Source organism: Streptomyces zaomyceticus (assembly GCF_014656215.1).
Lineage (GTDB): Bacteria > Actinomycetota > Actinomycetes > Streptomycetales > Streptomycetaceae > Streptomyces > Streptomyces zaomyceticus.
Genome location: NZ_BNBZ01000030.1, coordinates 14,924 through 40,554, shown reverse-complemented (window position 1 = coordinate 40,554; position 25,631 = coordinate 14,924). Strand labels below are relative to the sequence as shown.

The following is a 25,631-nucleotide window of genomic DNA, read 5'->3' as shown; positions in this document are numbered from 1 at the left end:
CGGGGCGGGCCGTCAGGAGTGGATGTTCCCCGTCAGGAGCATGACGACGAAGATCGCCACGCCGATGCCGCCGATCAGCGCCGGGTACGCCACCGCGAGCAGGCAGGCGAGGGCGGCGAGATTGATCCGCGCCTGGCGGCGTCGGCGCGTCCGGGCGAGGCACCAGCCCGGGACGACCAGCGCGAGGGGCAGGACGAAGCCGCCGATCAGAAAGACGGGGAGGGCGGTGAACAGGTCCGCCCTCACCGCCACCAGGAACGACAGCAGAGGCGCGACCACCGTCGCCGCGAGCGGCGCCACCCACCACCGCGGGTCCGTCTCGTCGCCGGGAGCCGTGACGGCGACGGCCGGCCCGGCAGCGGGGGTGGCGGACGCGGCAGCGGTGGGGGCTCCGGCGGTGACGGCGGGCCGTCGGGTGCTGTTCGGCATGCTTCCATCCCACCTGCCCGGCGGGTCCGGCCCCAGCGCGCCGGTACTCATCCGGCGCGAGCCGGGTACTCAGGCGGGGCGCGTGGAGGGGCGGCCGGGTGCGGTCCGTGCCGCTCAGCCGGCGAGTCGAGCGCCTCGCCCCGTGGCCATCGCGGGGAGCGGCCGCCAGTCGGCGGGCACGTTCCGCATGATCAGGGCGCAGTCCAGGGTCGCGCTCCCCGGCGGGAAGCGGTCCGGGTCGTCGAAGAAGGAGGACGCGGCGGCGCGGACCCGGCCGGCCTCCACGTGCCAGGCGTCGGTGTGGAGCTCCATGCCGTCCAGGTGGCCCGCGCCGGTGGGCGAGAAGCCCTTCGCCCCCGCCCGGAAGAAACGGGAGGCCGCCGCGAGATCGGGGAACAGCTCGCTGCCGTGCAGTTCGTCGGCCGGCTCGACGGTGACGTCCACCCGGATGTCGCCGTCCCGGGTCGCCAGGGCGACCCGCGTCCGGTGGGGCGTCTCGTGCACCTCGAAGTCGGCGCGGCCGTGTTCACCGGGGAAGACGCGGCCTCCGGCCCAGGCGTTGAGCCGCGAGGCCGTGTCACGGCGGGGGATGTAGACGCCGGTCTCGACGCCGTCCGGCCCGTCCCATTCGACGGCGATCCGATGCGCCGCGTTCTCGCTCCTCGGCCCGAGCGCCTCGGGCGCCCAGACCGGCCGGACCTTTCCCAGGCGCAGGAGGCAGATGCCGGCGACCGCGTGTCCGCGCACCACCTGCGGGCGCAGCGGCTCGGGGAGCAGGCGTGCCGCGGCGTCGGGGTCGACCCGGTAGTTCACCAGCAGTCTTCGTTCGATGACGCTGGACAGTCGTGGCTGCCTCATGATCCCTCGCTCTGCGCCCGGGGGCGCCAGGTGGTGTGGCGGAGCACGATCTGCTCGGGGCAGACGGTGCTGAGGAACCGACCGATGCACAGGGCCAGGCGTTCCTCGGCCAGCGTGTAGAGGATCCGGTTGCCGTCACGCCGCTCGGTGACCAGACCGGCGCCCTTGAGCACGCCGAGGTGTCGTGAGATGGAGGGCGCGCTGATGGCGAACCTGGCGGCGATCTCGCCGGCAGCCAGCTCACCGTCCCTGAGGTCCTCGAGGATCTGGCGCCGTGTCGGATCGGCGAGCGCCCGGAAGGCCCCCGCCTCGTCCTGAGCATCTGTCATGGCATGTATTTAGCATTTTAGCTAAGCATCTAACAACCCCCCTTGCGGCAGGCCCCCGTCCCGGACGGGAGGGCTCACGGCGCCGCAGCCGTCTCCCGTGTCAGGCACACTGGAGGATTGGCCGTTACGGGAACGGCACGGTGTCGGAAGGACCTGATCACGTGAATGGACCTCTTATCGTCCAGAGTGACAAGACGCTGCTCCTGGAGGTCGACCACGAGCTCGCCGACGCCTGTCGGCGGGCCATCGCGCCCTTCGCGGAACTGGAGCGGGCGCCCGAGCACATCCACACGTACCGGCTGACGCCGCTCGGCCTGTGGAACGCGCGGGCCGCCGGGCACGACGCCGAGCAGGTCGTCGACGCGCTCGTCGAGTACTCGCGCTATCCCGTCCCGCACGCGCTGCTCGTCGACATCGCCGAGACCATGGCCCGGTACGGGCGGCTGACGCTGTCCAAGCACCCCACCCACGGACTCGTCCTCACCAGCACGGACCGGCCCGTGCTCGAGGAGATCCTGCGGTCGAGGAAGGTTCAGCCGCTCGTCGGGGAGCGGATCGACGCCGACACCGTCGTCGTGCACCCCTCCGAGCGCGGGCAGATCAAGCAGACCCTGCTCAAGCTGGGCTGGCCCGCCGAGGACCTCGCCGGCTACGTCGACGGCGAGGCGCACCGCATCGACCTCGCCGAGGACGGCTGGTCCCTGCGGCCGTACCAGAAGCAGGCCGTCGAGGGGTTCTGGCACGGCGGTTCCGGGGTGGTCGTACTGCCCTGCGGAGCCGGAAAGACACTGGTCGGGGCGGGTGCCATGGCTCAGGCCAAGGCGACCACGCTCATCCTCGTCACCAACACCGTCTCCGCCCGCCAGTGGAAGCACGAGCTGGTGAAGCGGACCTCGCTGACCGAGGACGAGATCGGCGAGTACAGCGGTACGAAGAAGGAGATCCGGCCGGTCACCATCGCCACGTACCAGGTGCTCACCACCAAGCGGAAGGGCATCTACCCGCACCTGGAGCTGTTCGACTCCCGGGACTGGGGGCTGATCGTCTACGACGAGGTGCACCTGCTGCCCGCGCCCGTCTTCAAGTTCACCGCCGACCTGCAGGCCCGGCGGCGCCTCGGGCTCACCGCGACCCTCGTCCGGGAGGACGGGCGCGAGTCCGACGTGTTCTCGCTCATCGGGCCCAAGCGGTTCGACGCGCCGTGGAAGGAGATCGAGGCGCAGGGCTACATCGCGCCCGCCGACTGCGTCGAGGTCCGGGTCAACCTGACCGACTCCGAGCGGCTCGCCTACGCCACCGCCGAGGCCGAGGAGAAGTACCGCTTCTGCGCCACGACCGCGACGAAGCGGAAGGTCACCGAAGCCCTGGTGAAGAAGTTCGAGGGGCAGCAGATCCTCGTCATCGGGCAGTACATCGACCAGCTCGACGAGCTCGGCGAGCACCTGGACGCGCCCGTCATCAAGGGCGAGACCTCGAACGCCCAGCGCGAGAAGCTCTTCGACGCCTTCCGCACCGGCGAGATCAGCGTGCTCGTCGTGTCGAAGGTCGCGAACTTCTCCATCGACCTGCCGGAGGCGACCGTCGCCATCCAGGTGTCGGGCACCTTCGGGTCCCGCCAGGAGGAGGCGCAGCGCCTCGGACGGGTACTGCGGCCGAAGTCCGACGGTCACCAGGCGCACTTCTACTCGGTGGTCGCCCGGGACACCATCGACCAGGACTTCGCCGCGCACCGGCAGCGGTTCCTGGCCGAGCAGGGGTACGCGTACCGGATCGTCGACGCGGACGAGCTGCTCGCGCCGTAGCGCGGTGCCGGAGCACGGTCCCGGGGCGCGGTCCCGGGGCGCCGTCTCCTAGTCCATCAGCGCCACGACCGGGGCCACGATCGCCAGGGCGTACTCGGCGATCACCAGGCCCTTGCGGGGTGCGATCAGGGCCGCCACCCCCGAGAGGGCTCCCAGGAACAGGGTCCAGAACGCCGCGGTGACGAACCCCCTGGCGGCGCCGTCTCCCTCGACGGCGTCGCGGAGCACCACCATGACGGTGGCGACGAAGCACGCCGCGAGCAGGAGGAATCCGCACCCGGCGACGACCCGCAGGGCGCGGCGGCTCGGGGCGTAGGGGTCGGGAGCGTCGGTGGGGTCGAGGGGCGTCGTCGTCATGGGCCGATCACATCAGGGCCGGTCCCGTGACGGCAGACGCTCCCGTACTCAGTCGGGGCCGGGGGCGTACTCAGGGCGGGGGTGCCTGATCCCGGCCTCCGGCGGGCCGTAGTCGCCGAGCAGGACGACGCCGGCCGCGGCGCCGCCGAAGGCACGTATCGCGCGCAGGGCGGTGTTCAGCGGGCGGACACGGGGGCGGGTCACGGTGGTCACGAGGGTGAAGGTCGTCGCGGTCATGCCTCCATCATGGAATCCGGACATTCCGAACACATCGCTCTCGGGGGTGAACCGGGGGCGCGTCCGGGTCCGACGTGAGACGGACCCCGTCCCCTACGGGGTGGACACGGGGGAATCCGCTCGCCCCCGCGTCCGCTCAGGAGTTACACTCGCCAGCTTCCCCGCCTCCCTCCGTGGAGAGCCGCCGCCCGGTCGGTAACCGGCGGCCACCTCGACGTGTCCGTGTATCCACGTAGCCGCGTATCCGCGCATTCGCCCCGGAGGCTCCACCGTGTCCGTGTCCGTGCCCGCGTCCGACGATCCGCTCGCTCGCGAACGCGCCCATCTGACCTCCTCCCGCGCCGCCCTGCGCGCGATGCGCGAGGACGTGGAGGCGCTCGACATCAAGGACGTCACCGCGAACTGGGTCAACGCGGTGGTGCTGGGCCGGCAGATCGAGGACCGCATCAAGGCGCTCGCCGACCTGTCCCACACCCCGCTGTTCTTCGGGCGGCTCGACTATCTGCACACCACGCAGGAGGGGCAGCGCTTCTACATCGGGCGGCGGCACGTGCACGACGCCGGCGGCGACCCGATGGTGATCGACTGGCGCGCACCGGTCTCGCAGCCGTACTACCAGGCGTCGAAGAAGGACCCGCAGGACGTCGGCCTGCGCCGGCGCTTCGGGTACACGGGCGGCGAGCTCACCGCGTACGAGGACGAGCACCTCTCCGACCCCGAGGAGCTCGAACGGACCAGCCGGCTGCTCCAGGCGGAGATCGAACGGCCGCGTGTCGGCCCGATGCGGGACATCGTCGCCACGATCCAGCCGGAGCAGGACGGGATCGTCCGCTCCGATCTCTCCGGGACCGTGTGCGTGCAGGGGGGACCCGGTACCGGTAAGACCGCCGTCGGTCTGCACCGTGTCGCCTACCTGCTGTACGCGCACCGCGAGCGGCTCGCCCGGACCGGAACCCTGGTCATCGGCCCCAACCGGTCCTTCCTGCACTACATCGAGCAGGTCCTGCCCGCACTCGGCGAGCTGGAGGTCAAGCAGGCCACCGTCGACGATCTCGTCGGCGGGCAGGTCGAGGTGCGGGGCGCGGACGAGGCCGCCACCGCCGTCCTCAAGGGCGACGCCCGGATGGCGGAGCTGCTGCGACGGGCGGTGCGTTCGCACGTGGCGCTGCCGAAGGAGTCCCTCATGGTGGTGCGCGGTTCGCGCCGCTGGCGGGTACCCGCGTACGAACTCGAAGAGATCGTCCAGGAGTTGATCGACCGCGACATCCGGTACGGGGCCGCCCGCGAGGCCCTTCCGCAGCGCATCGCGCACGCGGTCCTGGTCCGGATGGAGCAGGCGGGCGAAGCCCCCGACGACCGGGTGCAGAACGCGGTCGCGCGGAACACCGCCGTGAAGGCGGTCGTGAAGGAGTGCTGGCCGCCGGTGGAGCCGGCGAAGCTGGTGCTCCGGCTGCTGAGCGACGCGGAGTTCCTCGCGGAGCACGCCGAGGGACTGTTCACCGAGGACGAGCAGAAGCTGCTGCTCTGGGCGAAGCCCGCCCGGAGCGTGAGGACGGCGAAGTGGTCGGCGGCGGACGCGGTCCTCGTCGACGAGGCACACGACCTGGTGGAGCGGACGCATTCGCTCGGCCACGTCGTCCTCGACGAGGCGCAGGACCTGTCCCCGATGCAGTACCGGGCGGTGGGCAGGCGCTGCACGACCGGCTCGGCGACGATCCTCGGCGACCTCGCGCAGGGGACGACCCCGTGGGCGACGACGAGCTGGGCGGAGGCGCTCGGGCACCTCGGGAAGCCGGAGGCGGTGGTGGAGGAGCTGACCGCCGGTTTCCGCGTGCCGCGCGAGGTGATCGCGTACGCCTCGCGGCTCCTGCCGCACATGTCGCCGGGGCTCGCGGCGGTGGAGTCGGTGCGGGAGAACCCCGGCTCGCTGGAGATCCGGCACACGGACACCCTGGACGGGGACGTCGTCGCGGCCTGCGCCGAGGCACTCGCCCACGAGGGCTCCATCGGGCTGATCGCCGCCGACGCACGGATCGCCCCGCTCGCGGAGGCGCTGACGGCCGCCGGGCTCGCGTACCTCTCCCCCGGCGAGGAGACGACGGCCGAGTCCCGTCTGACCCTGGTCCCGGCCTCGCTCGCGAAGGGTCTGGAGTACGACTACGTGGTCCTGGACGAGCCGGCGGCGGTCGTCGACGGCGAACCCGACGAGCGGACCGGTCTGCGTCGGCTGTACGTGGCGCTGACCCGTGCCGTGTCCGGGCTGACCGTCCTCCACTCCGCCCCCGTTCCACCGCAGTTGGAGCAGGTGTGAGCCGACCCGGCGCGCCGCACCACGTCGAGGTGTGGGTGGGGGATCTCGCCGTGGCCGAGGACAGTTTCGGCTGGCTCCTCGGCGCCCTCGGGTACCGGCCCTTCCAGCGCTGGGAGGGCGGTCGCAGCTGGGCGCTCGACTCCTTCTACCTCGTCGTCGAGCGGTCCCCGGCCCGCACGTCGGACCGGCACGACCGGCTGAGGCCCGGCCTGAACCATCTCGCCTTCCACGCGGGCGACCGGTCCGCCGTCGACGCGCTCGTGGACGCCGCGCCGGCGCACGGCTGGCGGCTGCTGTTCGCCGACCGTCACCCGTACGCGGGAGGCGAGGGCGTCTACGCGGCCTATCTGGAGAACGCCGACGGGTTCGAGGTGGAGCTCGTCGCCGCGCCGGAGGGCGACGCGGACCGATCGGCCGGCGACCGATGAGTTTCTTCGGGAGCGCCGGTCTATAGGTTGTACCCGCTGCTGAGCGTCAGGGCTGAGCAGTCGTCATGAACCTTGCGGGAGACCCCAGATGCGTACTCTGATCAGCTCCGCCTTCGTCTCGCTCGACGGTGTCGTGGAGGCCCCCGGCGGCGAGCCCGGCTACCGGAACTCGGGCTGGACCTTCAAGGAGATGGACTTCGTTCCGGAGGCGTACGCCCTGAAGGGCCAGGAGCAGGAGGAGGCCGGCGCGATGCTGCTCGGCCGGGCCAGCTACGAGGCGTTCAGCGCGGTCTGGCCGGACATGGAGGACTTCGCCCGCTACCGGACGCTGCCGAAGTACGTGGTGTCCACGACGCTCACCGAGGACGACCTGGTGGACAACTGGGGCGAGATCACGATCCTGCGCTCGCTCGACGAGGTCGCCGCGCTGAAGGAGACCGAGGGCGGCCCGATCATCATGCACGGCAGCGCCTCGCTGAACCGCGCGCTGTCGGACGCCGGTCTGATCGACCGGTACCACCTGCTCGTCTTCCCGCTGCTGCTCGGCGCGGGCAAGCGCCTGTTCAGCGAGACGGACAAGGACACGCAGAAGCTGAAGCTCGTCGAGCACGAGGCGTACTCCAACGGGATCCAGAAGAACGTGTTCGACGTCGTCCGCTGAGGCGGGATCGGCCTCGTCCGTCAGGACGTGACCGCTTCCGCGTACTCCGCGAGCGCCTCGGTGCGGGTGCGGCGGGCGACGGCCGCGAGCACCGGGTTCGTGTCGCGGTAGTAGTGCTCGGTCACCAGGCCCCAGGCCAGGGCCCAGCCCCGCCCGCGCGCCCAGGTCGCGTCGTCGACCCGCGCGGCCTCGCGGAAGAGGGGACGGGTGTCGGCGGTGAACAGGGTCCAGGCGGGCATCATGTCGCAGGCCGGGTCGCCCGTACCGACACCGCCGAAGTCGATGACGGCGCTGAGACGGCCCTCGCGGCCGAGCAGATTGCCCGGCAGCAGGTCGCCGTGGATCCAGACGGGCGCTCCCTCCCACCGGGGGAGCCGCAGGACCGCCTCCCAGGAGGCGGTGGCGAGCTCCGCGTCGACCAGGCCCTCGGCCCCGAGGTCGCGGACCGCGCCCGGCAGGTTGCCGTCCTCCCACGACGTGACCGGGCCGCCCCGGAAGGAGGCGGGCCCTTCGCTCGCGTCGAGGGTGCGCAGGACGGCGCCGAATCGGCCCAACTCGACGGCGGCGTGGGCGAGATCGGTGAGCGGGGCGTTGTACGTGTCGTCCCCGTCGAGCCAGCGGTAGACGGACCAGGGCAACGGGAAGTCCGGGCCGGCCGCGGCCCGTCCCACCGGGACGGGGACGTCCAGCGGCAGGTGCGGGCCGAGCAGCGGCAGCCAGCGCTGTTCCTTGTCGATCTGGCGGGCCGCGTACGGGACGCGGGGCAGCCGTACGACGAGGTCGTCGCCGAGCCGGAACATCGCGTTGTCCGTGCCGGCCGAGGCCACGGCCCGGACCGGCAGGGCCGCCCACGCGGGGAAGCGCTCTGCGACGAGGCCTTCGACGAGCGCGGGGTCGATGTCGAGTTCGCCGGGTTGCATCGGGGTGGCTGCCATACCGGGGAGGCTAACGATCACTCCTCGCCCCGGGCCACGTGTTTTCCCGGCCTCCGCCGCACGCGGCCCCGGAGCGGGCGGCCCTGGAGCGGGCGGCCCCGTGAGGTGACCGCCCGCGCCCGGAAGGCTCTCCGGAAGGGACGACCTACGCGTCCAGCGCCTCGCGCCACGTCCGGACCGCGGACGCCGAGACCGGGGCCGCCCAGCCCTGGGGGCGGGCCGCGCCGCCGATGTGGAAGGCGTCGAGGCCGGCCGCCCGCAGTCCGGGGAGGTGGTCGAGGCGCAGGCCGCCGCCGACGAGGATCTGGGCCTCGTAGCCCGGCTCGCCCGTGCGGGCGGCCTCGGCCGCCAGGGTGGCCAGGCCGTCGTCGACGCCGGTGGCGGCGCCGGCCGTGAGGTAGGTGTCGAGGCCGGGGAGGTCGGCGAGCCGCTTGCGCAGTCCGTCGCGGTCGGCGGTGCGGTCGATCGCCCGGTGGAAGGTCCAGCGGCAGCCGTCGAGGACGGCGATGAGCCGCTCGACGGCCACGAGGTCGGGCTCGCCGTCCGCGGTGAGGAAGCCCAGGACGAACTCGTCGGCGCCCGCCTCCCGGAGTTCGGTGGCGCGGGCCACGAGGGCGTCGACGCCCTGGGGGCCGCCGGCCGCGAATCCGTCGGAGAGGCGGAGCATCACGCGCAGCGGGATGTCGACGGCGGCACGGATGGCGGTGAAGCCGGTCCGGGACGGGGTGAGCCCGTCCGCCGCCATGTCGGTGACGAGTTCGAGCCGGTCGGCGCCGCCGGTCTGGGCAGCGACCGCGTCTTCCTCGTCGAGGGCGATCACCTCAAGGACTGCACGGTTGCTCATCGAGCCCATTCCTCCATGAATACGTCTCTACAGGTCTAGTCCAATGGCCAGCCTATAAGACTCGTCCCGAGCGGAGCCGCGGTCGGAAGGCATCGATCTCTGTTGGTGTGCTGGACGGCAGCCTGGAGTCAACCGCCACCTTCGGCCACGTTCGAAACCAGAGATCTCATTCACCATGCCACAGCCGAACTACTCACGTAGCGTGTTGCCCGTCAGCTAATTCGGTTACGGGGGGTGACAGTGATGCAGACTGCCCAGACGTCGAGGTTTCGGGGGAAGAACAAGGCCCCCAAGTGGACCAAACCCGACCATGGGGCCGTCTCGGTGATGGTGCTCTCGCTGGCCGTCTCCGACCCCTCCGATTTGGCCCGGCTGGAGCGACTGTTCGGGGCGATGTGGTCGATCAAGAGCGCCGTCCAGCGGGACGCTCGCGCCAAGGTCGACGCCTACTGGGCCGCGCACCGCACGCGTGACAAACAGGGCGGGAAGGATGTAAGGCAACGCCTCGGCCTGTCCCGTGAAGCGCTGGAGCGGTGTGCGTACAAGCACCTCGAAGACTCCGGCCACTTGAAGCACCACGCCACCAAGGCCCTCGCGATGCACATCGCCGACGAGGTGTGGAACGGCGTCTCCCGGCATCTGTTCCCCGACGCCACCGGCCACCGCTCCGGACGGCCGAGGGCCGGTCATCGGCACGACTTCACTCGAATTCCGGGCCGCGCCCGCTCACACACCGCCGAGAACAAATGGGAGACCTTCCGCCTCGTCGGCACTGTCCATGGGCACGTCATGGCCTATGCCGACGGCGGTCGGCAAGCGCTGATGCAGCCCCGCCGCATGCCGAAGCCCGCTGTTCCCGAGGGACGTGTCCCCACGGGCAGGCTGACCGCCTCGGGCAAGCCTGGGATGCGGAATGCGAATTGGTGGGACCACACCGGTCCGCTCGCCGTGGTGTTCGCCGGAGGCCCCGGCAGCCGCCGGGGTGACCTTGTTCTCCCCGTCCGCATTGCGCAGGGCGCGGGACAGCGGGAGCGCGTACAGCACTTCCTCGACAACCCCGGCCGCTGGCACAAAGTCGACCTCGTCCGTCGTCGGAAGGCATCCGCGCCAGGCGGCTGGGCATACGAGGCACACCTGATGGTTCTGGGCCTCGGCTACTCCTCTCCGGCCGTACGGGAGATGCGCCACAAGGCCGTCCGGCTCGGCCGGATCGGCGGGGTGGACGGGAACGTCTCCAACCTGTCGATCGTCTCCTTCCCCGCTCAGCTCGACGGGGGCGTCCCCGTATCCACCGAGATCGCGCTCACCGACGCCGAGCGCGCCCGGTTGGAGAAGGAAGCGAAGAAGCGACGGGGCCGGGCGCGGGCTCTGGAGCGCTCCCGCAGGGCAACGAACATCGCGCAGTACGCATGGTCGAAAAAACAGACCGTACGTGCCGAGCGTCGCGCGGCCAAGGGACAGGAGCCCAAGCTGGTGACCGTGCCCGGCGGTGCCAGGGCAGTGCGGTCGGACGGGAAGCCGAAGCAGGCGTTTCGCCGTGACCGGCTGTCCGCCCATTACCGTCAGCAGCGCGGCCGGCAGGCCGAGGCCGCTGCTTCGGCTGCCGAGCGCCGCCGCCACCGTGCCCGTATGGTGGCGCGGGAGATCATTGCCGCTCACGGCCCCGTGCTGGTCGTGGAGGACTGCGACATCCGCACCTGGTACCGGCTGTGGGGCAAACGCCTCTCCCGGACGACACCAGGCATGCTCATCGCCGCCCTGGATGTTGAGTGCAAGGCAGCAGGCGGGCGACTCGTACGGGCATCCACCTGGTCAACGGCCCTGTCGCAGCACTGCCTCTGCGGCCGGCGAGCACGCAAGAGCCTGCGCGACCGCGAGCACAAGTGCACCGGTTGCGGCTTGGTCGGCAAGCGTGACCTCGTATCCGCCGCCCTGGCCGCGTTCGTCCGCTTCAACGACCCGGACGACCCCAGGACCGCGTACCTGGACACCACCGCATCCAGAAACGCCCAGATCACATACTCAGAAGCGCTGGAAGTAGCGCTGCGGGAGTCAACCACACCGAGCCCGAAACCGCCCTGGCGGCCGGGTCGCGTGGCAGTCCCACGGCAACGCCGTGAGACCTCTGCTCCCCGAACCGCGGGACAGCGGAACCGAGCAGCCCCGGATGAGTCACGACCTCGTGGCCACGCCGGAAAGCCCGGGCACCGCACCGCGTGCAGTCCACAACTCACCCTCTGGTGAACTGCGGATCAAGACTTAGCCGTGCGCGTGGTCTCCCGCATCGTGCGTGGCCTCACCGGCCGCGGGGACGGGCGCCTTCGCCGGTGCCGCGGCGCCGCCGGTCGTGACCGTGAAGGCGGCCGTGCGCACCGTGCCCTCGTGCTGGAAGTCGAGGAACAAACGGTACGTGCCCGGGCTGGGTGCCGTCGCCGTGAAGGAGACGTCGGGGCCGGGGCCGCCCTCGTTCGGATGCACATGGAGGTAGGCGAGGTCGCCGTCGCGCAGGGCGACCAGGTGACCGTACGCGCCGAGATAGGGCTCCAGGTCGGTGACGGGCTTCCCGCCCCTGGTGACGGTGAGACGGAGTTCGCCGGCCCTGCCGGGGTTCAGGGTGCCGCCGAGGCGGACCTGGTAGCCGTCGACGGTGGAGGTCGGCGCGATGGCGGGCAGCGGCTTCGGCGTGTACGCCCCCGGTACGGAGAGGTCGACACCGAGGGTGATGCCCTTGGCCCCGGGCGCGGCCGGCTTGAAGTCGGCGAAGGCCTTGTAGCCGCCCGCGGCGGGGAGGTCGACGGGGGTCGTCCAGGTGCCGTCGGCCGCCTTCACCGGGTGCAGATGGCGGAAGGTGTTGAGGTCGCGCGAGGCGACGATGAAGTGCAGTTCCTTGCCGTGCTCGGTGGTGAAGGCGGTGACCTTCCGGCCGCTCGCGTCCTTGATCGAGAACTTCAGGACGCTCTTCCCCGCGGCGGGCACGGGGGTCTCCATGGCCAGGGTGTAGCCGCCCTCGGAGACCTGGAGTCCCCCGGGGAGCTCGGCGGCGGGGGCGCTCCCCTCGGCGGCGCCCTCCCCGTGACCCGCGTGCGCGCCCTCCCCCTTCCTCTCCTTCTCCGGCTGGGCGGCGGCGTGCTCGCCGTGCCCGGCCCGCGCCGGCTCCCCGACGGGGCCGACCCCCTTGCCGACCCCGTACGCGGTCCCGAAGGTCGCGGCGAGCGCGGCGGCAAAGGCAGTGATCTTCACTCCGGTGTTCATGGCTGCTCTCCCGTACGTGTGGGTGGCGCGGGTAACCGTTCGATGCACCTCACCATACCCCTGGGGGGTATCAAGTCAAGTCACCGGAACTGCTTGCGCGAGATACGGGAGGGGGGTATACATGGACTCATAACCGAATACCCCCCGAGGGTATCCGGTCGCCGGAAAACCCGAGTGGAACCGACCGAGGAGGAAGCCATGGGCTCCTGCTGCACCCCCGACAACAGCTGCTCGACCACGGAGACCACCGCCGTCGCGGTCGCCGACAGCACCGTCACGGTCTACGCCGTCTCCGGCATGACCTGCGGACACTGCAAGACCGCGATCACCAAGTCCGTCGGCGCGCTCGACGGCGTCATCTCCGTGGACGTCGACGTCGCCGGCGGCCTGGTGACCGTGACCACGGGCGGCGCGCCCGACGACGCGGCGATCACCGCCGCGGTGGACGACGCGGGCTACGAGCTCACCGGCCGCGCCTGATCCACCGCCGGGCCGACCGCACCCACCGGCGTCCCCCGTCCCGGTACCCGCGGTCCGCCCGGCCCGGCGACCACCGCCCGCACTGCCTCGGCCGCCGGGGCCCGCCCGCGAGACCGGGCCCCGGCCCCCGACCCCGTACTCACGAGGAAGCAGTCTCATGACAACGACGACACCCGGCACGGCCCAGGTCGAGCTCGCCATCGGCGGCATGACCTGCGCCTCGTGTGCGGCGCGCATCGAGAAGAAGCTCAACCGGATGGACGGGGTCGAGGCCACCGTCAACTACGCGACCGAGAAGGCGAAGGTCACCTTCGACGCCGACATCGACGTCGCCGCGCTGATCGCCACCGTCGAGGCCACCGGCTACACCGCAGCCGAGCCCACGCCCCCGGAGTCCGAGACCCCGGGAGCCGAAGGACCCTCCGACGAGGAGAGGGCCGAAGAGGAACTGCGGCCCCTCAAGCAGCGGCTGATCACCGCCGTGTCGCTCGCCGTGCCGGTCATCGCCATGGCGATGGTCCCGGCGCTCCAGATCGAGTACTGGCAGTGGCTGAGCCTCACGCTCGCCGCGCCGGTGGTCGTCTACGCCGCCTGGCCGTTCCACCGGGCCGCCTGGACGAACGCCAGGCACGGCGCCGCCACCATGGACACCCTGATCTCGGTCGGCACGATCGCCGCGTTCCTCTGGTCCCTGTGGGCGCTGTTCTTCGGGACCGCCGGCACGCCCGGCATGACCCACCCCTTCGAGTTCACCATCGCCCGTACCGACGGCGCCGGGAACATCTATCTGGAGGCCGCGGCCGGCGTCACCGCCTTCATCCTCGCGGGCCGCTACTTCGAGGCCCGCTCGAAGCGCAAGGCGGGCGCCGCGCTCAAGGCGCTGATGCAGCTGGGCGCCAAGGAGGTCACCGTCCTGCGCGGAGGCCAGGAGGTCACCGTACCGACCGCCGAACTCCAGGTCGGGACGCGCTTCCTGGTCCGTCCCGGCGAGAAGATCGCCACCGACGGCACCGTCGTCGAGGGCTCCTCCGCCGTCGACGCCTCCATGCTCACCGGCGAGTCCGTCCCGGTCGAGGTCTCCGTCGGCGACTCCGTCACCGGCGCCACCCTGAACGCCGGCGGCCGGCTCGTCGTCGAGGCCACCCGTGTCGGCTCCGACACCCAGCTCGCCCGCATGGCCAAGCTCGTCGAGGACGCGCAGAACGGCAAGGCCGCCGCCCAGCGCCTCGCCGACCGGATCTCGGCCGTCTTCGTACCCGTGGTCATCGCCCTCGCGCTCGGCACCCTCGGCTTCTGGCTCGGCACCGGACAGGGCCTCACCGCCGCGTTCACCGCCGCCGTCGCCGTCCTGATCATCGCCTGCCCCTGCGCCCTCGGCCTGGCCACCCCGACCGCCCTCATGGTCGGCACCGGCCGCGGCGCGCAGCTCGGCATCCTGATCAAGGGCCCCGAGGTCCTGGAGACCACCCGCAAGGTCGACACGATCGTCCTCGACAAGACCGGCACCGTCACCACCGGCCGGATGACCCTCCTCAAGGTCCACACCGCCGAGAACACCGACGAGAGCGACGTCCTGCGGCTCGCCGGCGCCCTGGAGCACTCCTCCGAGCACCCGATCGCGCAGGCCGTCGCCACCGGCGCCGCCGCCAGGGTGGGCACGCTGCCCACCCCCGAGGACTTCGCCAACATCCCCGGCCTGGGCGTCCAGGGCGTCGTCGAGGGCCATGCCGTCCTCGTCGGCCGCGAGAAGCTCCTCGACGAGTGGGCCATGGCGCTCCCGGCGGACCTCAAGGCCGCCAAGGACGCGGCGGAGAAGGCCGGCAGGACCGCGATCGCCGTGGCGTGGGACGGCAAGGCCCGCGCCGTCCTGGAGGTCGCCGACGCGGTGAAGGAGACCAGCGCCGAGGCCATCAGGAGGCTCCGCGGGCTCGGCCTGAACCCGATCCTGCTCACCGGTGACAACAAGGCGGTCGCCGAGGCCGTCGCCGCCGAGGTCGGCATCGACGAGGTCGTCGCGGAGGTCATGCCGCAGGACAAGGTCGACGTCGTCAAGAGGCTCCAGGCCGAGGGCCGTTCGGTGGCCATGGTCGGCGACGGGGTGAACGACGCCGCGGCGCTCGCCCAGGCCGACCTGGGTCTGGCGATGGGCACCGGCACGGACGCCGCCATCGAGGCCGGCGACCTGACCCTCGTCCGCGGGGACCTGCGGGCCGCCGCCGACGCCATCCGGCTCTCCCGCAGGACGCTCGGCACGATCCGCTCGAACCTGTTCTGGGCCTTCGCCTACAACGTGGCGGCGCTGCCGCTGGCCGCGGCCGGACTGCTCAACCCGATGATCGCGGGCGCGGCGATGGCCTTCTCCTCGGTGTTCGTGGTCGGCAACAGCCTGCGGCTGCGGGGCTTCCGGGCCGCCGACCGCTGACCCGCTCTCCCTTCCCCGCCGAATCCCCGAGGAGCCCGTCGTGGCCGGTTACGGACAGCACAAGGAAGACATCATCAGACGCCTGCGCCGGATCGAGGGCCAGGTCAGGGGGGTGCAGCGGATGGTCGACGAGGACGTCTACTGCATCGACGTCCTCACCCAGGTCTCCGCGATCAACGCGGCCCTCCAGTCCTGCGCGGTGGCCCTGCTGGACGAGCACCTGAGCTGCTGCGTCACGGAGGCCATCGCACAGGGCGGGGACCAGGCGAAGGAGAAGGTGGGCGAGGCGTCGAAGGCCATCGCCCGGCTGATCCGGACGTGACCGGGTGAGGTGACGGACTATCGCGGCGGTATCAACCGCCCTTGCGCGAAGAGCAGTCGGCGGACAGCGTGAGACTCAGCCGGAGACAGAGGCCGAGCAGCTGCCGGAGGAGCACCAGCTCCACGGATCCGGGGAGACCGGAGTCGCAGGCCTTCGCGCAGGGGCGGTTGTGCGTGGGCGCCTTCCGGGTGGTGTCCAGGGCGGTCTTCATGAGGGTGGTCATGAGGGTCGACATCCTGCCAGGGTACCCATGGGGGGTATATCTGGGCGAGGGGAGCGGCCCGTACCATGAGCCGCCCGTAGGGGGAGGGGATGCACGTGCGCCGGCTGGGAGAGCTGGAGGCCGAGATCATGGACCGGCTGTGGGCCTGGCAGCGGCCCGCCACGGTCCGCGAGATCGTCGACGACATCAACCGCGGCCGCCGGGTCGCCTACACGACCGTCATGACGGTCGCCGACATCCTGCACCGCAAGGGCTGGCTCCGCCGCGAGAAGGCCGGCCGGGCCTGGCTGTACGAACCCGTCCGCAGCCGCGAGGAGTACACCGCCGGACTCATGCGGGACGCCCTCGGCGACAGCCAGGACCGCCCCGCCGCCCTTCTGCGCTTCGTCGAGGTCATCTCGGACGAGGACATGGACGCCCTCGACGCCGCCCTGCGCGCCGCCCGCGGCGACCAGGACCCGCACCCCGGCGGCGGGGGCGGCGCGTGAACCACCACGTCCTCGTCCCGTCCGGGCTCGTCGCACTCACCGGCTTCCTGGTGCCCTGGCTGGTGGCCCGGGCGCACTGGGCCCAGCAGGTGCCCCGGCTCGCCCTCGGCGTCTGGGCCGCGTGCGGCGCCGTCTTCGCCACCGCGACGGCCCTGCTGCCCGCCCAGATGGTCCTGTCGGGCGAGAGCAGCCACCGTCTGGCCGACATGATGCTCACGCTGCGGCCGCCCACGGTCGAGCAGCTCCTGCACCTCGACGGGCGCGAGCGGTTCGCCCTCGCGCTCTCCCTCGCCGTGCTGTCGCTGCCCGCCGCCGCGTTCGTCCGCCGTCTGGTCGGGGCACGGCGGGCGCGGCTGCGGCACGCGGGGGTGCTGCGGCTCGTCGGGCGGTACGACCCCGCCCTGCGGGCCACCGTCCTCGACGACGAACGCCCCGCCGTCTACTGCCTGCCCGGCCGCTCGCGGCGGGTCGTCGTCTCCTCGGGCGCGGTGCACACCCTCACCCCGGCCCAGCTCGCGGCGGCCCTCGCGCACGAGCGGGCGCACATCGCCGGACGGCACCATCTCCTGGTCGCGGCGGCGGAGGCCTTCTCGGCCGTGTTCCCGCGCCTTCCGCTCGCGCGGCACGGCGGGACCGCCGTACCCCTTCTGCTGGAAATGGCGGCGGACGACCGGGCGTTGCGCCGGTGTACGCGGGACGCGCTGGCCACGGCGCTGTACGCGCTCGCCTCGGGGCGGGCGCCGCGGTCCGCGTTCGCGGCGGGCGGGCCGTCGGCGGCGCTGCGGATGCGCCGCATCCTCACCCCGTACAGCGTGGGGCACCCCGTTCTGCGCGGTCTGCTGACCATCGCGTCCGCGGGACTCGCGATGGCACCCCTGATCGTCGCCTGCTGTTCCTTCCCCGGGTAATTTACTCGCTTCAGCCGACCGGGCTGCCGAACAGCCCTATTTACTAAGCGAATTCGTAGATTTCGCATCGGTCACGCCCCACTGAATTCCCGGCTATTGTGGGTACGTTGGGGGATCGGGCTCGGCACGTCGAAGGGTACAGAACCGATGCAGCTGGCTGGCGTTCGGACGGCCGCGGCCGGCGATGCGACGACGATATCCAGGCTGCTCGCCGACGTCATTCGGAGCAGCTATGCGGGAATCCTGGACGAAATCCCGATGCGTCGACTGATCTCCGCACAATGCGCACTCCCCCGCATACGAGCGGAAATTGAAATTCCGGGAGGCGCGCCCGGCTGGCTCGGCTGGCTCGTCGCGACCGACGCGGAGGGAGCGGTCGTCGGCGCCGCCGCGGGCGGTGTCCCGGTCCCGGGCGAGGGCGAGGTGTACGCCCTGGCCGTGGCGGCCGGCTCCCGGCGCCGGGGCGTGGGTACGGCCCTGGTCGCGGCGGCCACGGACCGGATGCGGAGCTACGGGGCCAGGGACCAGCGGGTGGAACTCCCGGCGGAGAGCGACCCGTCGCTGCCCTTCTACACCCGGCTCGGCTTCACCCCCCTCTCCCCCCGCCGATTCAGCCGAACGGTCGTCTGAGAGCCCTCACTTCGAGGCGTGGCAGATCCACGCCATCGCGTGTTCACGCAGCCCGATCCGGTGGATCGGGGCTCCCTCCCCAGGTCAGGATGGGTCCAGCGGCGCGGTCCCGGCGGCACGGGTACCTCGTCCGGACGGCATGGACCGAGCGAGCCCCTGGAGGAGCGATGCACACACCGAGCGGCACTTCCCTGCCCGTCGTGCCCGCAGCGCTCGCGCCGGTCCTGCCGTCCCGATACGGCCGGGAGCAGGAGCCCGCCCCCGGTGCCGGCGTCCGGGTCACCCCGGACACCCTTCCCGGGCTCGAGTCCGTCTCCCCCGCCGACGCCGGCTCCGTCTGGCTGCACGACGCCCTGCTCGGCCCGCACAGCGCGGACATCGTCCGGTATCTCAGTCTCGCCCGCTCCACCGGCGGACCCGTTCTGGACCTCGGCTCCGGCGCCGGGCGGCTCGCCGTCCCGTTCGCCCGGCACGGCTTCGCCGTGGAAGCCGTGGACCGGGACGCCTCGGCCCTCGAGCGCCTCGAGGACTGGGCCCGCCGGATCGGCCCGCAGGTGGCCGGGCTCGTCGTCACCCACCGGACGGACCTCACCGAGCTGCGGCTCGGGGGCAGCTACCGGCTCGCCCTGCTCGCGGGCGCGATGGTCGCCGCCGTACCCCCGGCACGGCGGCCCGCGCTGCTGCGGGAGGTCGCCTCCCGTCTGGAGACGGGCGGGGCGCTCGCCCTCGACTACACGGCGCACCGGTTGCCGGGGCTGATCGCGGAACCGCGGCGGACCTGGGCGTTCCAGGTGCCCCGCTTCGACGGCGTCGACGAGTGGGTGGTGGCCCGGCAGGTCTTCGACCTGCCGTCGATGAGCGAGCGGATCACCTACTACGCGGCCAGGACCGGCAAGCTCTCCACGGAGCGGGTCGTGCTGACCACCGACAAGTGGATCGTGGACCCGGAGCGACTCGCGGCGGAGCTGCACTCGGCGGGCCTGCACATCGAGGGCCGGCGGCGGCACCGGATCGACGAGCGGACCGAGTCCGTCCTGCTGGTGTGCAGGGCGGACGACTGACGGAGGGCCGCGGAGCACCTGACGAGGTCGACCGGCACACCTGACGAGGTGGAAGAGCAAGAGGTACGATGCCCACAAACGTTTGAGCCGACCAGGTGGCGGGCGGAGAAGATGGCAGTCGTGGAAGAGCTGACGGGCCGCGAGGCGGTGATCCAGCGGCTGCGCGATGTCGGGCTGCGGGTCACGGGCCCGCGCCTCGAGGTGCTCACGGTGCTCGCCACCGGCGGCCATCTCGACGTCGAGGCGATCACCACCACCGCCCGCGAGCGGCTCGGCACGCTGACCAGCCAGGCCGTGTACGAGATGCTGCGGCACTTCCAGGAGACGGGTCTGGTCGGCAAGTTCGACCGGCCGGGCCTGCCCGCCGTATTCGAGATCGCGGGGCCCCCGCACCAGCACGCCCTGTGCACGGTCTGCGGCCGGGTGGAGAACGTCGCGGCCGTCGCGCCGGCGCCGCCGAAGGGCGCCCTGCCGGAGTGGCGGATCGAGGACGCGGAGGTCGTGTTCAAGGGCCTGTGCCCCGACTGCCGGGCCGCCGCACCCACCGTCTGACCACCGTTCAACTCCGTGCGTGCCGTTCGATTTTGTGGCAGGGTCTGGCGGGGCGATTCAACAGGATCCGTGCGGATCCGAGGGGAGTCAGCTGCGCCGTGTCCAGAAACGCCGCCGTGTCCCGTGTCGGCAGCGAGCAGGCTCTCGCCGTCTACCAGGAACTCCGCGCCCGCCCCGACAGCACCTTCGACGAGGTCGCGCACGACCTGCAGCTCTCCGCCGAGGAGCGGGAGCGATGTCGCGAGGAACTCGCCTCCTTAGGACTGACCGCCCCGCGGGACCCCCGTGACCGGCAGGAATCGGACGCGCCCCCCGGCGCCGGGGCCCGGATCGTCGTCGACCCCGATGTCGCCCTGCTGCGGCTGCTGCGCCGGGAACGCGACCGGCTCCAGGACCGGCTCGCCGCGACCAGCCGCGCCCACACCGCCCTCGAAGCCCTCGCCGGACCGTTCCTGCGCGCCGGGGCCGCCCCCCGCTCCGAGGTCGAGGTGGAGATCGTCACCGATCCGCAGCGGGTGCTGCGCGAGCTGACGGAGCTCACGGAGTCCGTCCGCACCGCCGTGCACGTCATGCACACCGGCTCGGTACGGCGCGAGGACATGGCCGCCGAGCTGGAGAGGGACCGTTCCCGGGCCGCCCGCGGGGTGCGGGTCCGCGCCATGTACAGCCGCCGGGTCGGCACCGTGCCCGAGATGACCCAGCACCTGAAGGAGCGGGCCGCGCTCGGGGTGGAGCTGCGGCTCTCCCCCGTCGTCCCGATGAACATGGTCCTCGCCGACGAGAACTTCGCCCTTCTGCCGACGGACCCGCACGACCCGGACTCGCCCACCATCCTGGCCCGCGGCCCCGGCCTGGTCCGTTCGTACCTCGCGCTCTACGAGTACTGCTGGCAGGCGGCCTCCCGGTACGGGGAGGAGCCCGGGGAGGGCGGCGGCGACGGCCTGTCCGACCAGCAGCGGGCCGCGCTCCACATGCTCGCCTCCGGGATCAAGGACGAGCAGATCGCCCGCAGCCTCGGGGTCTCGCTCCGGACCGTCAGCCGACTGCTCTCGGAGGTCATGCAGGAGCTGGGGGCGGCGAGCCGCTTCGAGGCCGGCGTGAAAGCGGCCCGGCTCGGTCTGCTCGACGGCGAGGGATCCGAACACGGGGTCTAGTCCGAGGAGTTCAGGTGCGTCACCGTAGGTGCAGCCACGGGTACGGGTACCGGAACGCTTACGGGTACCCGTACCGGGACGAGGACGGGTACGGGCACTGCACGAAGGACTCCCGCCGAGCCGTATGACAAGGTGAGGGCGGGGCGACTCGGAGAATGAGGGGGGTCACTTCGCCATGGTCACTGCGGGCGACGGCATCGGGGACGGCGCGACCGAGGTCCTGCTGGCCGTGTACCAGGAGCTGCGCCGCCGGGGCGTCTCGGACTTCGAGGAGGTCCGCCGGGACCTCGGGCTCGCGCCGGACGAGTACGAGCGATGTCGCGGCGAACTCCTCACCCTGGGCCTCATCGTGCCGACCGGTCAGGCACACGCCACCATCGCCGCCGTACAGGACGGCAGTTGGCGCTCCGACACGGACACGGTGGCGGCGATCGACCCGGAGATCGCCCTGCTGCGACTGCTGGAGCGGGAGCGGGAGCGGCTGCGGGAGCACCTGGCCGAGGCGGACGAGGCGTACAGCACGCTGGAGATCCTCGCCGGCTCCTATCTGCGGGCCGAGGCGCTGACCCGGGCGGAGGCGCACGTCGAGGCGCTGACCGACTACCGCAGGATCCAGCAGGCCATCGAGGACATCACCGATGTGATGCAGGAGAGTTCGGCGGCGCTGCACCCGGGCACGCCGGGGCGGCAGAACCCGGACCGGATGCTCGACCGCGACCGGCGGCAGATCGCCAACGGCGTGCGGGTGCGCGCCATCTACGGCCGGCAGGAGGCCACCGACCCGGAGATGGAGAAGTTCCTGGGACAGCGGGCGGAGCTGGGGGTGGAGATCCGTCTCGCCCCGGTCGTCCCGATGAACCTGATCATCGCCGACCAGCAGTTCGCCCTGGTGCCGATCCGGCCCGAGGAGCCCGGCGAGGGCGCGATCCTGGCGCGGGGCAGTGCCCTCGTACGGCCGTATCTGAGCCTGTACGAGCACTGCTGGCACACGGCGACCCCGTACGGGAACGAGGGGACGGCGGAGGCGGGCGGTGACGGCCTCTCGGAGCAGCAGCGGGCGGCGCTGCTGATGCTGGCCTCGGGGATGAAGGACGAGCGGATCGCGCGCACGCTCGGGGTCTCGCTGCGGACGGTCAGCCGGATGATCTCGGAGCTGATGCAGGAGCTGGGGGCGACGAGCCGTTTCGAGGCGGGGGCGCGTGCGGTACGGCTCGGCTGGCTGGACTGACCGGCCGGGGGCGATCGGCGCCGCGTGCAGCCGGCGGGGAAATGGAGCGGGCCCCGCAATCGTGGCAGCGATCGAGGGGCCCGGCGAAAGGAATTCCCCGGAGATTTCTCCGGATGAATTTCCCGATGTTTTCGCTCAGTTGGTGGGGGTGGGCTTCGGCGGAACGACCGGCCAGCCGTTGTCCTCGGCGACGCCGGCAATGGTCTGCGGGGTGACCGGCTCGCTGTCGGAGGCGACGGCGAAGGCGGCGCCGCCCGCGACGACCGTACACGCGGCGGCGGCGACCAGGAGCTGACGGACGGCCTTGCGGAAACCGGTGTTCTGCGCAACAGACATGATTCCTCCAGGACTTGGAATGTGAATTCCGCCTTCCGGGGCCCGTGCCGCCGGGCGTTCCCTGAAGACATCTCCATTCTGTCCCGGCACCCGAATCGAATCCAGGGATCGTCTCTGCGTGGACCCGCCATGGCGTGGATGCGTCATTACGCCTTCCCCGCAACGGAATTGACCGATCCGGACCTCTCCATATCTTTGGTCGAACCAAAAGAGGTGCTAGACTTGTGCTACGGCCTTCTCGTTCCTCCAGGAGAGAGGGGCCGCCGGGGCAGGGGCGTGCCGCCGCCCCTGCCCCACCACCCCCGGGAAGACCGGCCGGCGCGTCTCCGCGAGCGCCCCCCGGTAGACCTCGACGGTCCCGGCGGCCGACGCACGCCAGCTCATCCCCTGCGCATGGCGCACCGCCGCCTCCCCCATCGTCGCGACCACCTCCGGGTGCCCCGCGAGCCACCGCAGCCGGCGCGCGTACTCCACCGGGTCGTGCCCGTGCACCAGAAGCCCCGTCACCCCGTCCCACACCGCCGTCGGCAGCCCGCCCACCGCCGCCGCCAGCACCGGCGTCCCGCAGGCCTGCGCCTCCAGGGCCACCAGCCCGAAGGACTCGCTGCGCGAGGGCACCACCAGGACGTCCGCCGCCCGGTACCAGTCCGCGAGCCGTTCCTGCGGCACGGGCGGGCAGGACCGCAGCACATCGGTCACCCCCAGCTCCCCGGCCAGCCGCCACGCCGTCCCCTCACGGGTCGCGCCCGAGTGCCCGCCGACCACCGGCACCAGGAGCCGCCGGCGCAGCTCCGGCGACTCGCGCAGCAGCTCGGCGACGGCCCGCACGAGCACGTCCGGACCCTTCAGCGGCTGGATGCGGCCCGCGTACAGCGGCACGAACGCGTCCGCCGGGAGCCCGAGGCGGGCCCGCGCCGCCGCCCGGCCGTCCCCCGGACGAAAGGTCCGCAGGTCGACACCCGGACGGACGACCTCCGTCCGCGCCCCCTCCGCCCCGTACAGCGCCCGCAACGCCTCCGCCTCGGCGGCCGTGTTGGCGATCAGCCGGTCGGCGGCGCCCACCACCTGGTGCTCGCCCCGCACCCTGAGCTCCGGCTCGGGGGTGTCCCCCGCGGCGAGCGAGGCGTTCTTCACCCGGGCCAGGGTGTGGGCGGTGTGCACCAGCGGGATCCGCCAGCCCACCGAGGCGATCCGGCCGGCCTGCCCGGAGAGCCAGTAGTGGGAGTGGACCAGGTCGTAGCGGCGCTCCTCCTTGAGCAGCGCCAGCGAGAACGGCACGACCAGATCGGGCATGGCCTCCTTGGGCAGTGCCCGGCGCGGCCCCGCGTGCAGATGCCGGACCCGGACACCGGGGGCGAGCTCGACGAGCGGGGGCAGCCCCTCACCCCGGCAGCGGGTGAACAGATCGACCTCCGCGCCCTGTTCGGCCAGGGCGCGGGAGAGCTCGACCATGTAGACGTTCATCCCGCCGGCGTCCCCCGTCCCGGGTTGGTGGAGCGGGGAGGTGTGGACGCTGAGCATGGCGACGCGCAGGGACACGTGGGGCTCCTGAGGAGTGGGGGCCACGTGTCCCTGCGCGTCGCTCGCGCGCACGGTCACGCGGCAGGGCTACTGGGGTACTTAGTTGCTTAGTAGTCGAGGAGGGTCAGAACCCGAAGACCGGTCCCGACGGGGGCGACAGCCGGGTCCCGGGAAGGGGGGCCGACAGCGCGTGCCAGTCGACCGGGCGGCCCGGCGTCGCCCGCAGTGCCGCCGCGAGCCGGTCGGCGCCCTCCGGCATCACCGGCCGCGCCCACGCCGACAGGGCCGAGGCCACCGCCAACTGGGCCGCCAGCGCCGGGAGATGACGACAGGCGGTACTGGGCCGGCAGCGCTCGTGGGCGTTGACATGACCGAAGTCGGCCGCCGAACGGACCATCTCGTCCAGCACGGCCACCGCACGGCGGGGGTCGAAGGCGTCGGGACCGTACGCCTCGCGCAGATCGTCCACGCCCCGGTGCAGCCGCCGCTCCAGGATCTCCCAGCCGGTGCCGCCGGGCAGCGCCTGCGGGGCGAGACCGGCGCACTCCTCCCGTACGGCGGCGAAGAGCCGGGACAGCCAGCTGTTCCAGTTCTCGTCCAGCTCGCGCCGGGCCGCGGCGAGCCGCTCCCGGTGGAAGACCGTACGGCGGCCGAGCGGGCGGGCCTGCAGGACATGGCGGCGCAGGGTGTCGGAGCCGTACTCGGTGAGCAGGTCGAGCGCCCAGACATTGCCCTCCTGGACGCCCTCCTCGATGACGTACGACTCGTTCACGTTGAAGTCCTGCGGCAGCTTGATGTCCTGCGCGAGGAGCAGCACCGGCAGCAGCACGGCGTGGCAGAAGGCGTGCCCGAACCCGCAGAAGTGGATCGCGCGGCGCGGCAGCGGGCCCTGCACGTCGTAACCGAAGAGGTGCATCGCGGCCGCCTCGAAGCAGCCGTCGATCCGGTGGTCGGGGAAGCCCTCGACGGGCACCGGAAGGCCCCACTCGGCGGGATGGCCCACCGCGATGTCCGGCAGTCCGTCCTCCACCAGCGACTCGCACAGCGCCGCCAGCCGCGGCGGCAGGCCCGCCGTCGCCCAGTAGTCGGCGAGCGTCTCCCGGAACGGTTCGAGGGGGACGTAGAGCCGGCGGCAGCGGCGGGCCACCGCCGGGGTGTCGCAGAGCGCGCAGCGGGCGCCGATGAGGTCGCCGCCGTCGTTCGGACGGGCGCACTCGTGGCACATTCCGCCGTCGCTCACCGCGCCGCAGTGCGGGCAGCCGCCGGTCGCGTGCGCCCCGTACAGCCAGCGGTCGCAGGGCTCGCAGTACGGCAGCAGACGGGTCCGCGGGGCGATGACCCCCTGCGCGAAGAGCCGCCCGAACAGGTCCTGCACCCAGCGTCCGTACCCCTTGTCGCGGCGCGGGCGCACGATGTGGTCGAACTCCACGCCCGACCGCAGCCAGTCCGCGGTGATCGCGGCACGGTAGCCCTCCGCGACCTCCTCGGGCTTGCGGTGGTGGCGCAGCGCCCGGACCTCGACCGAGCTGGCGTGATCGGCGGTACCGGTGGTGAACCGGACCGCCTCGCCCTCGGCGCGCAGATAGCGGGTGAGGACGTCGGCGGCGACGTACGGCCCGGCGAGGTGGCCGATGTGGAGTTCGCCGTGGGTGGCGGGAGGGGTCGCGGTGATCCAGACAGGGGTGCTCATGTGGGACCTCCTTGACGCTGTGGTGCGGTGGGCTTCAGCGGTCGCGTACGGCGGAGCGCTGTCGGCGCAGGGCGATCAGCGGGGTCGAAGTGGATGGAGCGGGCGAGAGGGTCGCGGGTCGGCCCGGCGGGTCGGCGGGGGCGGCCGGGTGGTCGACGGGGGCGGCCCTGCGG

The 25,631-nt window shown here is 72.3% G+C and carries 27 protein-coding genes; 15 read left to right on the top strand and 12 right to left on the bottom strand.

The features are described 5' to 3' along the window. Positions 1-12: 12 nt before the first annotated feature. The 3 genes from IE311_RS29430 to IE311_RS29420 all read right to left on the bottom strand — a co-directional run bounded on the left by IE311_RS29430 (position 13) and on the right by IE311_RS29420 (position 1,616). Positions 13-429: a hypothetical protein gene (locus IE311_RS29430; protein WP_189834874.1), complete on the bottom strand. Its 417-nt coding sequence runs from the start codon at positions 427-429 to the stop codon at positions 13-15. 114 nt (positions 430-543) lie between these two features. Beyond that, positions 544-1,287, bottom strand: coding sequence for a DUF2071 domain-containing protein (locus tag IE311_RS29425; RefSeq protein ID WP_189834873.1), 744 nt, complete (start codon positions 1,285-1,287; stop codon positions 544-546). After that, positions 1,284-1,616, bottom strand: a complete 333-nt coding sequence (locus IE311_RS29420; RefSeq protein ID WP_189834872.1) for a metalloregulator ArsR/SmtB family transcription factor — start codon at positions 1,614-1,616, stop codon at positions 1,284-1,286. Before IE311_RS29420 ends, IE311_RS29425 begins: the two co-directional genes overlap by 4 nt. A gap of 161 nt (positions 1,617-1,777) precedes the next feature. Here IE311_RS29420 and IE311_RS29415 point away from each other — a divergent pair, with 161 nt between their 5' ends. After that, positions 1,778-3,418 carry a DNA repair helicase XPB gene (locus tag IE311_RS29415; RefSeq protein WP_189834871.1) on the top strand — a complete coding sequence of 547 codons (1,641 nt, stop codon included), beginning with the start codon at positions 1,778-1,780 and terminating at the stop codon, positions 3,416-3,418. Between the two features lie 48 nt (positions 3,419-3,466). Here IE311_RS29415 and IE311_RS29410 read toward each other — a convergent pair whose 3' ends face one another. Both IE311_RS29410 and IE311_RS29405 read right to left on the bottom strand, forming a co-directional pair. Then, the gene (locus tag IE311_RS29410) at positions 3,467-3,775 is read right to left on the bottom strand and encodes a hypothetical protein (protein WP_189834870.1); all 309 of its coding nucleotides are present in this window, start codon (positions 3,773-3,775) and stop codon (positions 3,467-3,469) included. 48 nt (positions 3,776-3,823) lie between these two features. Continuing rightward, the gene (locus IE311_RS29405) at positions 3,824-4,012 is read right to left on the bottom strand and encodes a hypothetical protein (protein ID WP_189834869.1); all 189 of its coding nucleotides are present in this window, start codon (positions 4,010-4,012) and stop codon (positions 3,824-3,826) included. 283 nt (positions 4,013-4,295) lie between these two features. On the opposite strand from IE311_RS29405, the gene IE311_RS29400 reads away from it, so the two are divergent. From IE311_RS29400 to IE311_RS29390, 3 genes are all read left to right on the top strand, one after another. Then, positions 4,296-6,323: a HelD family protein gene (locus tag IE311_RS29400; protein WP_189834915.1), complete on the top strand. Its 2,028-nt coding sequence runs from the start codon at positions 4,296-4,298 to the stop codon at positions 6,321-6,323. Beyond that, a complete protein-coding gene (locus tag IE311_RS29395; RefSeq protein ID WP_189834868.1) occupies positions 6,320-6,751 on the top strand; it encodes a VOC family protein in 432 nt (143 codons plus the stop codon). Before IE311_RS29400 ends, IE311_RS29395 begins: the two co-directional genes overlap by 4 nt. Before the next feature lie 88 nt (positions 6,752-6,839). Then, positions 6,840-7,412, top strand: coding sequence for a dihydrofolate reductase family protein (locus tag IE311_RS29390; RefSeq protein ID WP_189834867.1), 573 nt, complete (start codon positions 6,840-6,842; stop codon positions 7,410-7,412). Positions 7,413-7,432: 20 nt separating this feature from the next. Here the strand turns inward: IE311_RS29390 and IE311_RS29385 are convergent, their stop codons facing one another. Both IE311_RS29385 and IE311_RS29380 read right to left on the bottom strand, forming a co-directional pair. Next, positions 7,433-8,347, bottom strand: a complete 915-nt coding sequence (locus IE311_RS29385; RefSeq protein ID WP_189834866.1) for an aminoglycoside phosphotransferase family protein — start codon at positions 8,345-8,347, stop codon at positions 7,433-7,435. Between the two features lie 145 nt (positions 8,348-8,492). Next, a complete protein-coding gene (locus IE311_RS29380; RefSeq protein WP_189834865.1) occupies positions 8,493-9,191 on the bottom strand; it encodes a copper homeostasis protein CutC in 699 nt (232 codons plus the stop codon). A gap of 243 nt (positions 9,192-9,434) precedes the next feature. On the opposite strand from IE311_RS29380, the gene IE311_RS29375 reads away from it, so the two are divergent. Next, positions 9,435-11,435 carry a zinc ribbon domain-containing protein gene (locus IE311_RS29375; RefSeq protein WP_189834864.1) on the top strand — a complete coding sequence of 667 codons (2,001 nt, stop codon included), beginning with the start codon at positions 9,435-9,437 and terminating at the stop codon, positions 11,433-11,435. Between the two features lie 15 nt (positions 11,436-11,450). Here IE311_RS29375 and IE311_RS29370 read toward each other — a convergent pair whose 3' ends face one another. Continuing rightward, entirely contained in the window at positions 11,451-12,443 is a 993-nt protein-coding gene (locus IE311_RS29370) for a hypothetical protein (RefSeq protein WP_189834863.1), read from the bottom strand. Positions 12,444-12,641: 198 nt separating this feature from the next. On the opposite strand from IE311_RS29370, the gene IE311_RS29365 reads away from it, so the two are divergent. The 3 genes from IE311_RS29365 (at position 12,642) to IE311_RS29355 (ending at position 15,667) form a co-directional block, all read left to right on the top strand. Next, positions 12,642-12,923 (top strand): heavy-metal-associated domain-containing protein, encoded by a 282-nt coding sequence (locus IE311_RS29365; RefSeq protein WP_189834914.1) that lies wholly within the window; start codon positions 12,642-12,644, stop codon positions 12,921-12,923. Positions 12,924-13,080: 157 nt separating this feature from the next. Beyond that, a complete protein-coding gene (locus tag IE311_RS29360) occupies positions 13,081-15,345 on the top strand; it encodes a heavy metal translocating P-type ATPase (protein WP_189834862.1) in 2,265 nt (754 codons plus the stop codon). Between the two features lie 40 nt (positions 15,346-15,385). Further along, positions 15,386-15,667, top strand: a complete 282-nt coding sequence (locus IE311_RS29355) for a metal-sensitive transcriptional regulator (protein ID WP_189834861.1) — start codon at positions 15,386-15,388, stop codon at positions 15,665-15,667. Positions 15,668-15,698: 31 nt separating this feature from the next. Here IE311_RS29355 and IE311_RS29350 read toward each other — a convergent pair whose 3' ends face one another. Beyond that, positions 15,699-15,902, bottom strand: coding sequence for a hypothetical protein (locus IE311_RS29350; protein WP_189834860.1), 204 nt, complete (start codon positions 15,900-15,902; stop codon positions 15,699-15,701). Between the two features lie 83 nt (positions 15,903-15,985). Here IE311_RS29350 and IE311_RS29345 point away from each other — a divergent pair, with 83 nt between their 5' ends. The 7 genes from IE311_RS29345 (at position 15,986) to IE311_RS29315 (ending at position 21,911) form a co-directional block, all read left to right on the top strand. Then, the gene (locus tag IE311_RS29345) at positions 15,986-16,378 is read left to right on the top strand and encodes a BlaI/MecI/CopY family transcriptional regulator (RefSeq protein ID WP_189834859.1); all 393 of its coding nucleotides are present in this window, start codon (positions 15,986-15,988) and stop codon (positions 16,376-16,378) included. Next, positions 16,375-17,286: a M56 family metallopeptidase gene (locus tag IE311_RS29340; protein WP_189834858.1), complete on the top strand. Its 912-nt coding sequence runs from the start codon at positions 16,375-16,377 to the stop codon at positions 17,284-17,286. The genes IE311_RS29345 and IE311_RS29340 overlap by 4 nt, the downstream gene beginning before the upstream one ends. A gap of 258 nt (positions 17,287-17,544) precedes the next feature. Further along, the gene (locus tag IE311_RS29335; protein ID WP_229902239.1) at positions 17,545-17,916 is read left to right on the top strand and encodes a GNAT family N-acetyltransferase; all 372 of its coding nucleotides are present in this window, start codon (positions 17,545-17,547) and stop codon (positions 17,914-17,916) included. 167 nt (positions 17,917-18,083) lie between these two features. Further along, complete coding sequence (locus IE311_RS29330; protein WP_189834856.1) at positions 18,084-18,977, top strand: SAM-dependent methyltransferase; 894 nt, start codon at positions 18,084-18,086, stop codon at positions 18,975-18,977. 111 nt (positions 18,978-19,088) lie between these two features. Continuing rightward, positions 19,089-19,529: a Fur family transcriptional regulator gene (locus IE311_RS29325; RefSeq protein WP_229902238.1), complete on the top strand. Its 441-nt coding sequence runs from the start codon at positions 19,089-19,091 to the stop codon at positions 19,527-19,529. Positions 19,530-19,627: 98 nt separating this feature from the next. Next, positions 19,628-20,683 (top strand): helix-turn-helix domain-containing protein, encoded by a 1,056-nt coding sequence (locus tag IE311_RS29320; RefSeq protein WP_189834855.1) that lies wholly within the window; start codon positions 19,628-19,630, stop codon positions 20,681-20,683. Positions 20,684-20,858: 175 nt separating this feature from the next. Then, on the top strand, positions 20,859-21,911 hold the full coding sequence (locus IE311_RS29315; RefSeq protein WP_189834854.1) for a helix-turn-helix transcriptional regulator: 1,053 nt from the start codon (positions 20,859-20,861) through the stop codon (positions 21,909-21,911). 135 nt (positions 21,912-22,046) lie between these two features. Here IE311_RS29315 and IE311_RS29310 read toward each other — a convergent pair whose 3' ends face one another. The 3 genes from IE311_RS29310 to IE311_RS29300 form a co-directional block, all read right to left on the bottom strand. Then, positions 22,047-22,247, bottom strand: a complete 201-nt coding sequence (locus IE311_RS29310; protein WP_189834853.1) for a hypothetical protein — start codon at positions 22,245-22,247, stop codon at positions 22,047-22,049. A 216-nt stretch (positions 22,248-22,463) separates the two neighbouring features. Further along, a complete protein-coding gene (gene mshA, locus IE311_RS29305) occupies positions 22,464-23,768 on the bottom strand; it encodes a D-inositol-3-phosphate glycosyltransferase (RefSeq protein ID WP_189834912.1) in 1,305 nt (434 codons plus the stop codon). A gap of 124 nt (positions 23,769-23,892) precedes the next feature. Continuing rightward, positions 23,893-25,458 carry a class I tRNA ligase family protein gene (locus IE311_RS29300; RefSeq protein WP_189834852.1) on the bottom strand — a complete coding sequence of 522 codons (1,566 nt, stop codon included), beginning with the start codon at positions 25,456-25,458 and terminating at the stop codon, positions 23,893-23,895. Positions 25,459-25,631: the final 173 nt, after the last annotated feature.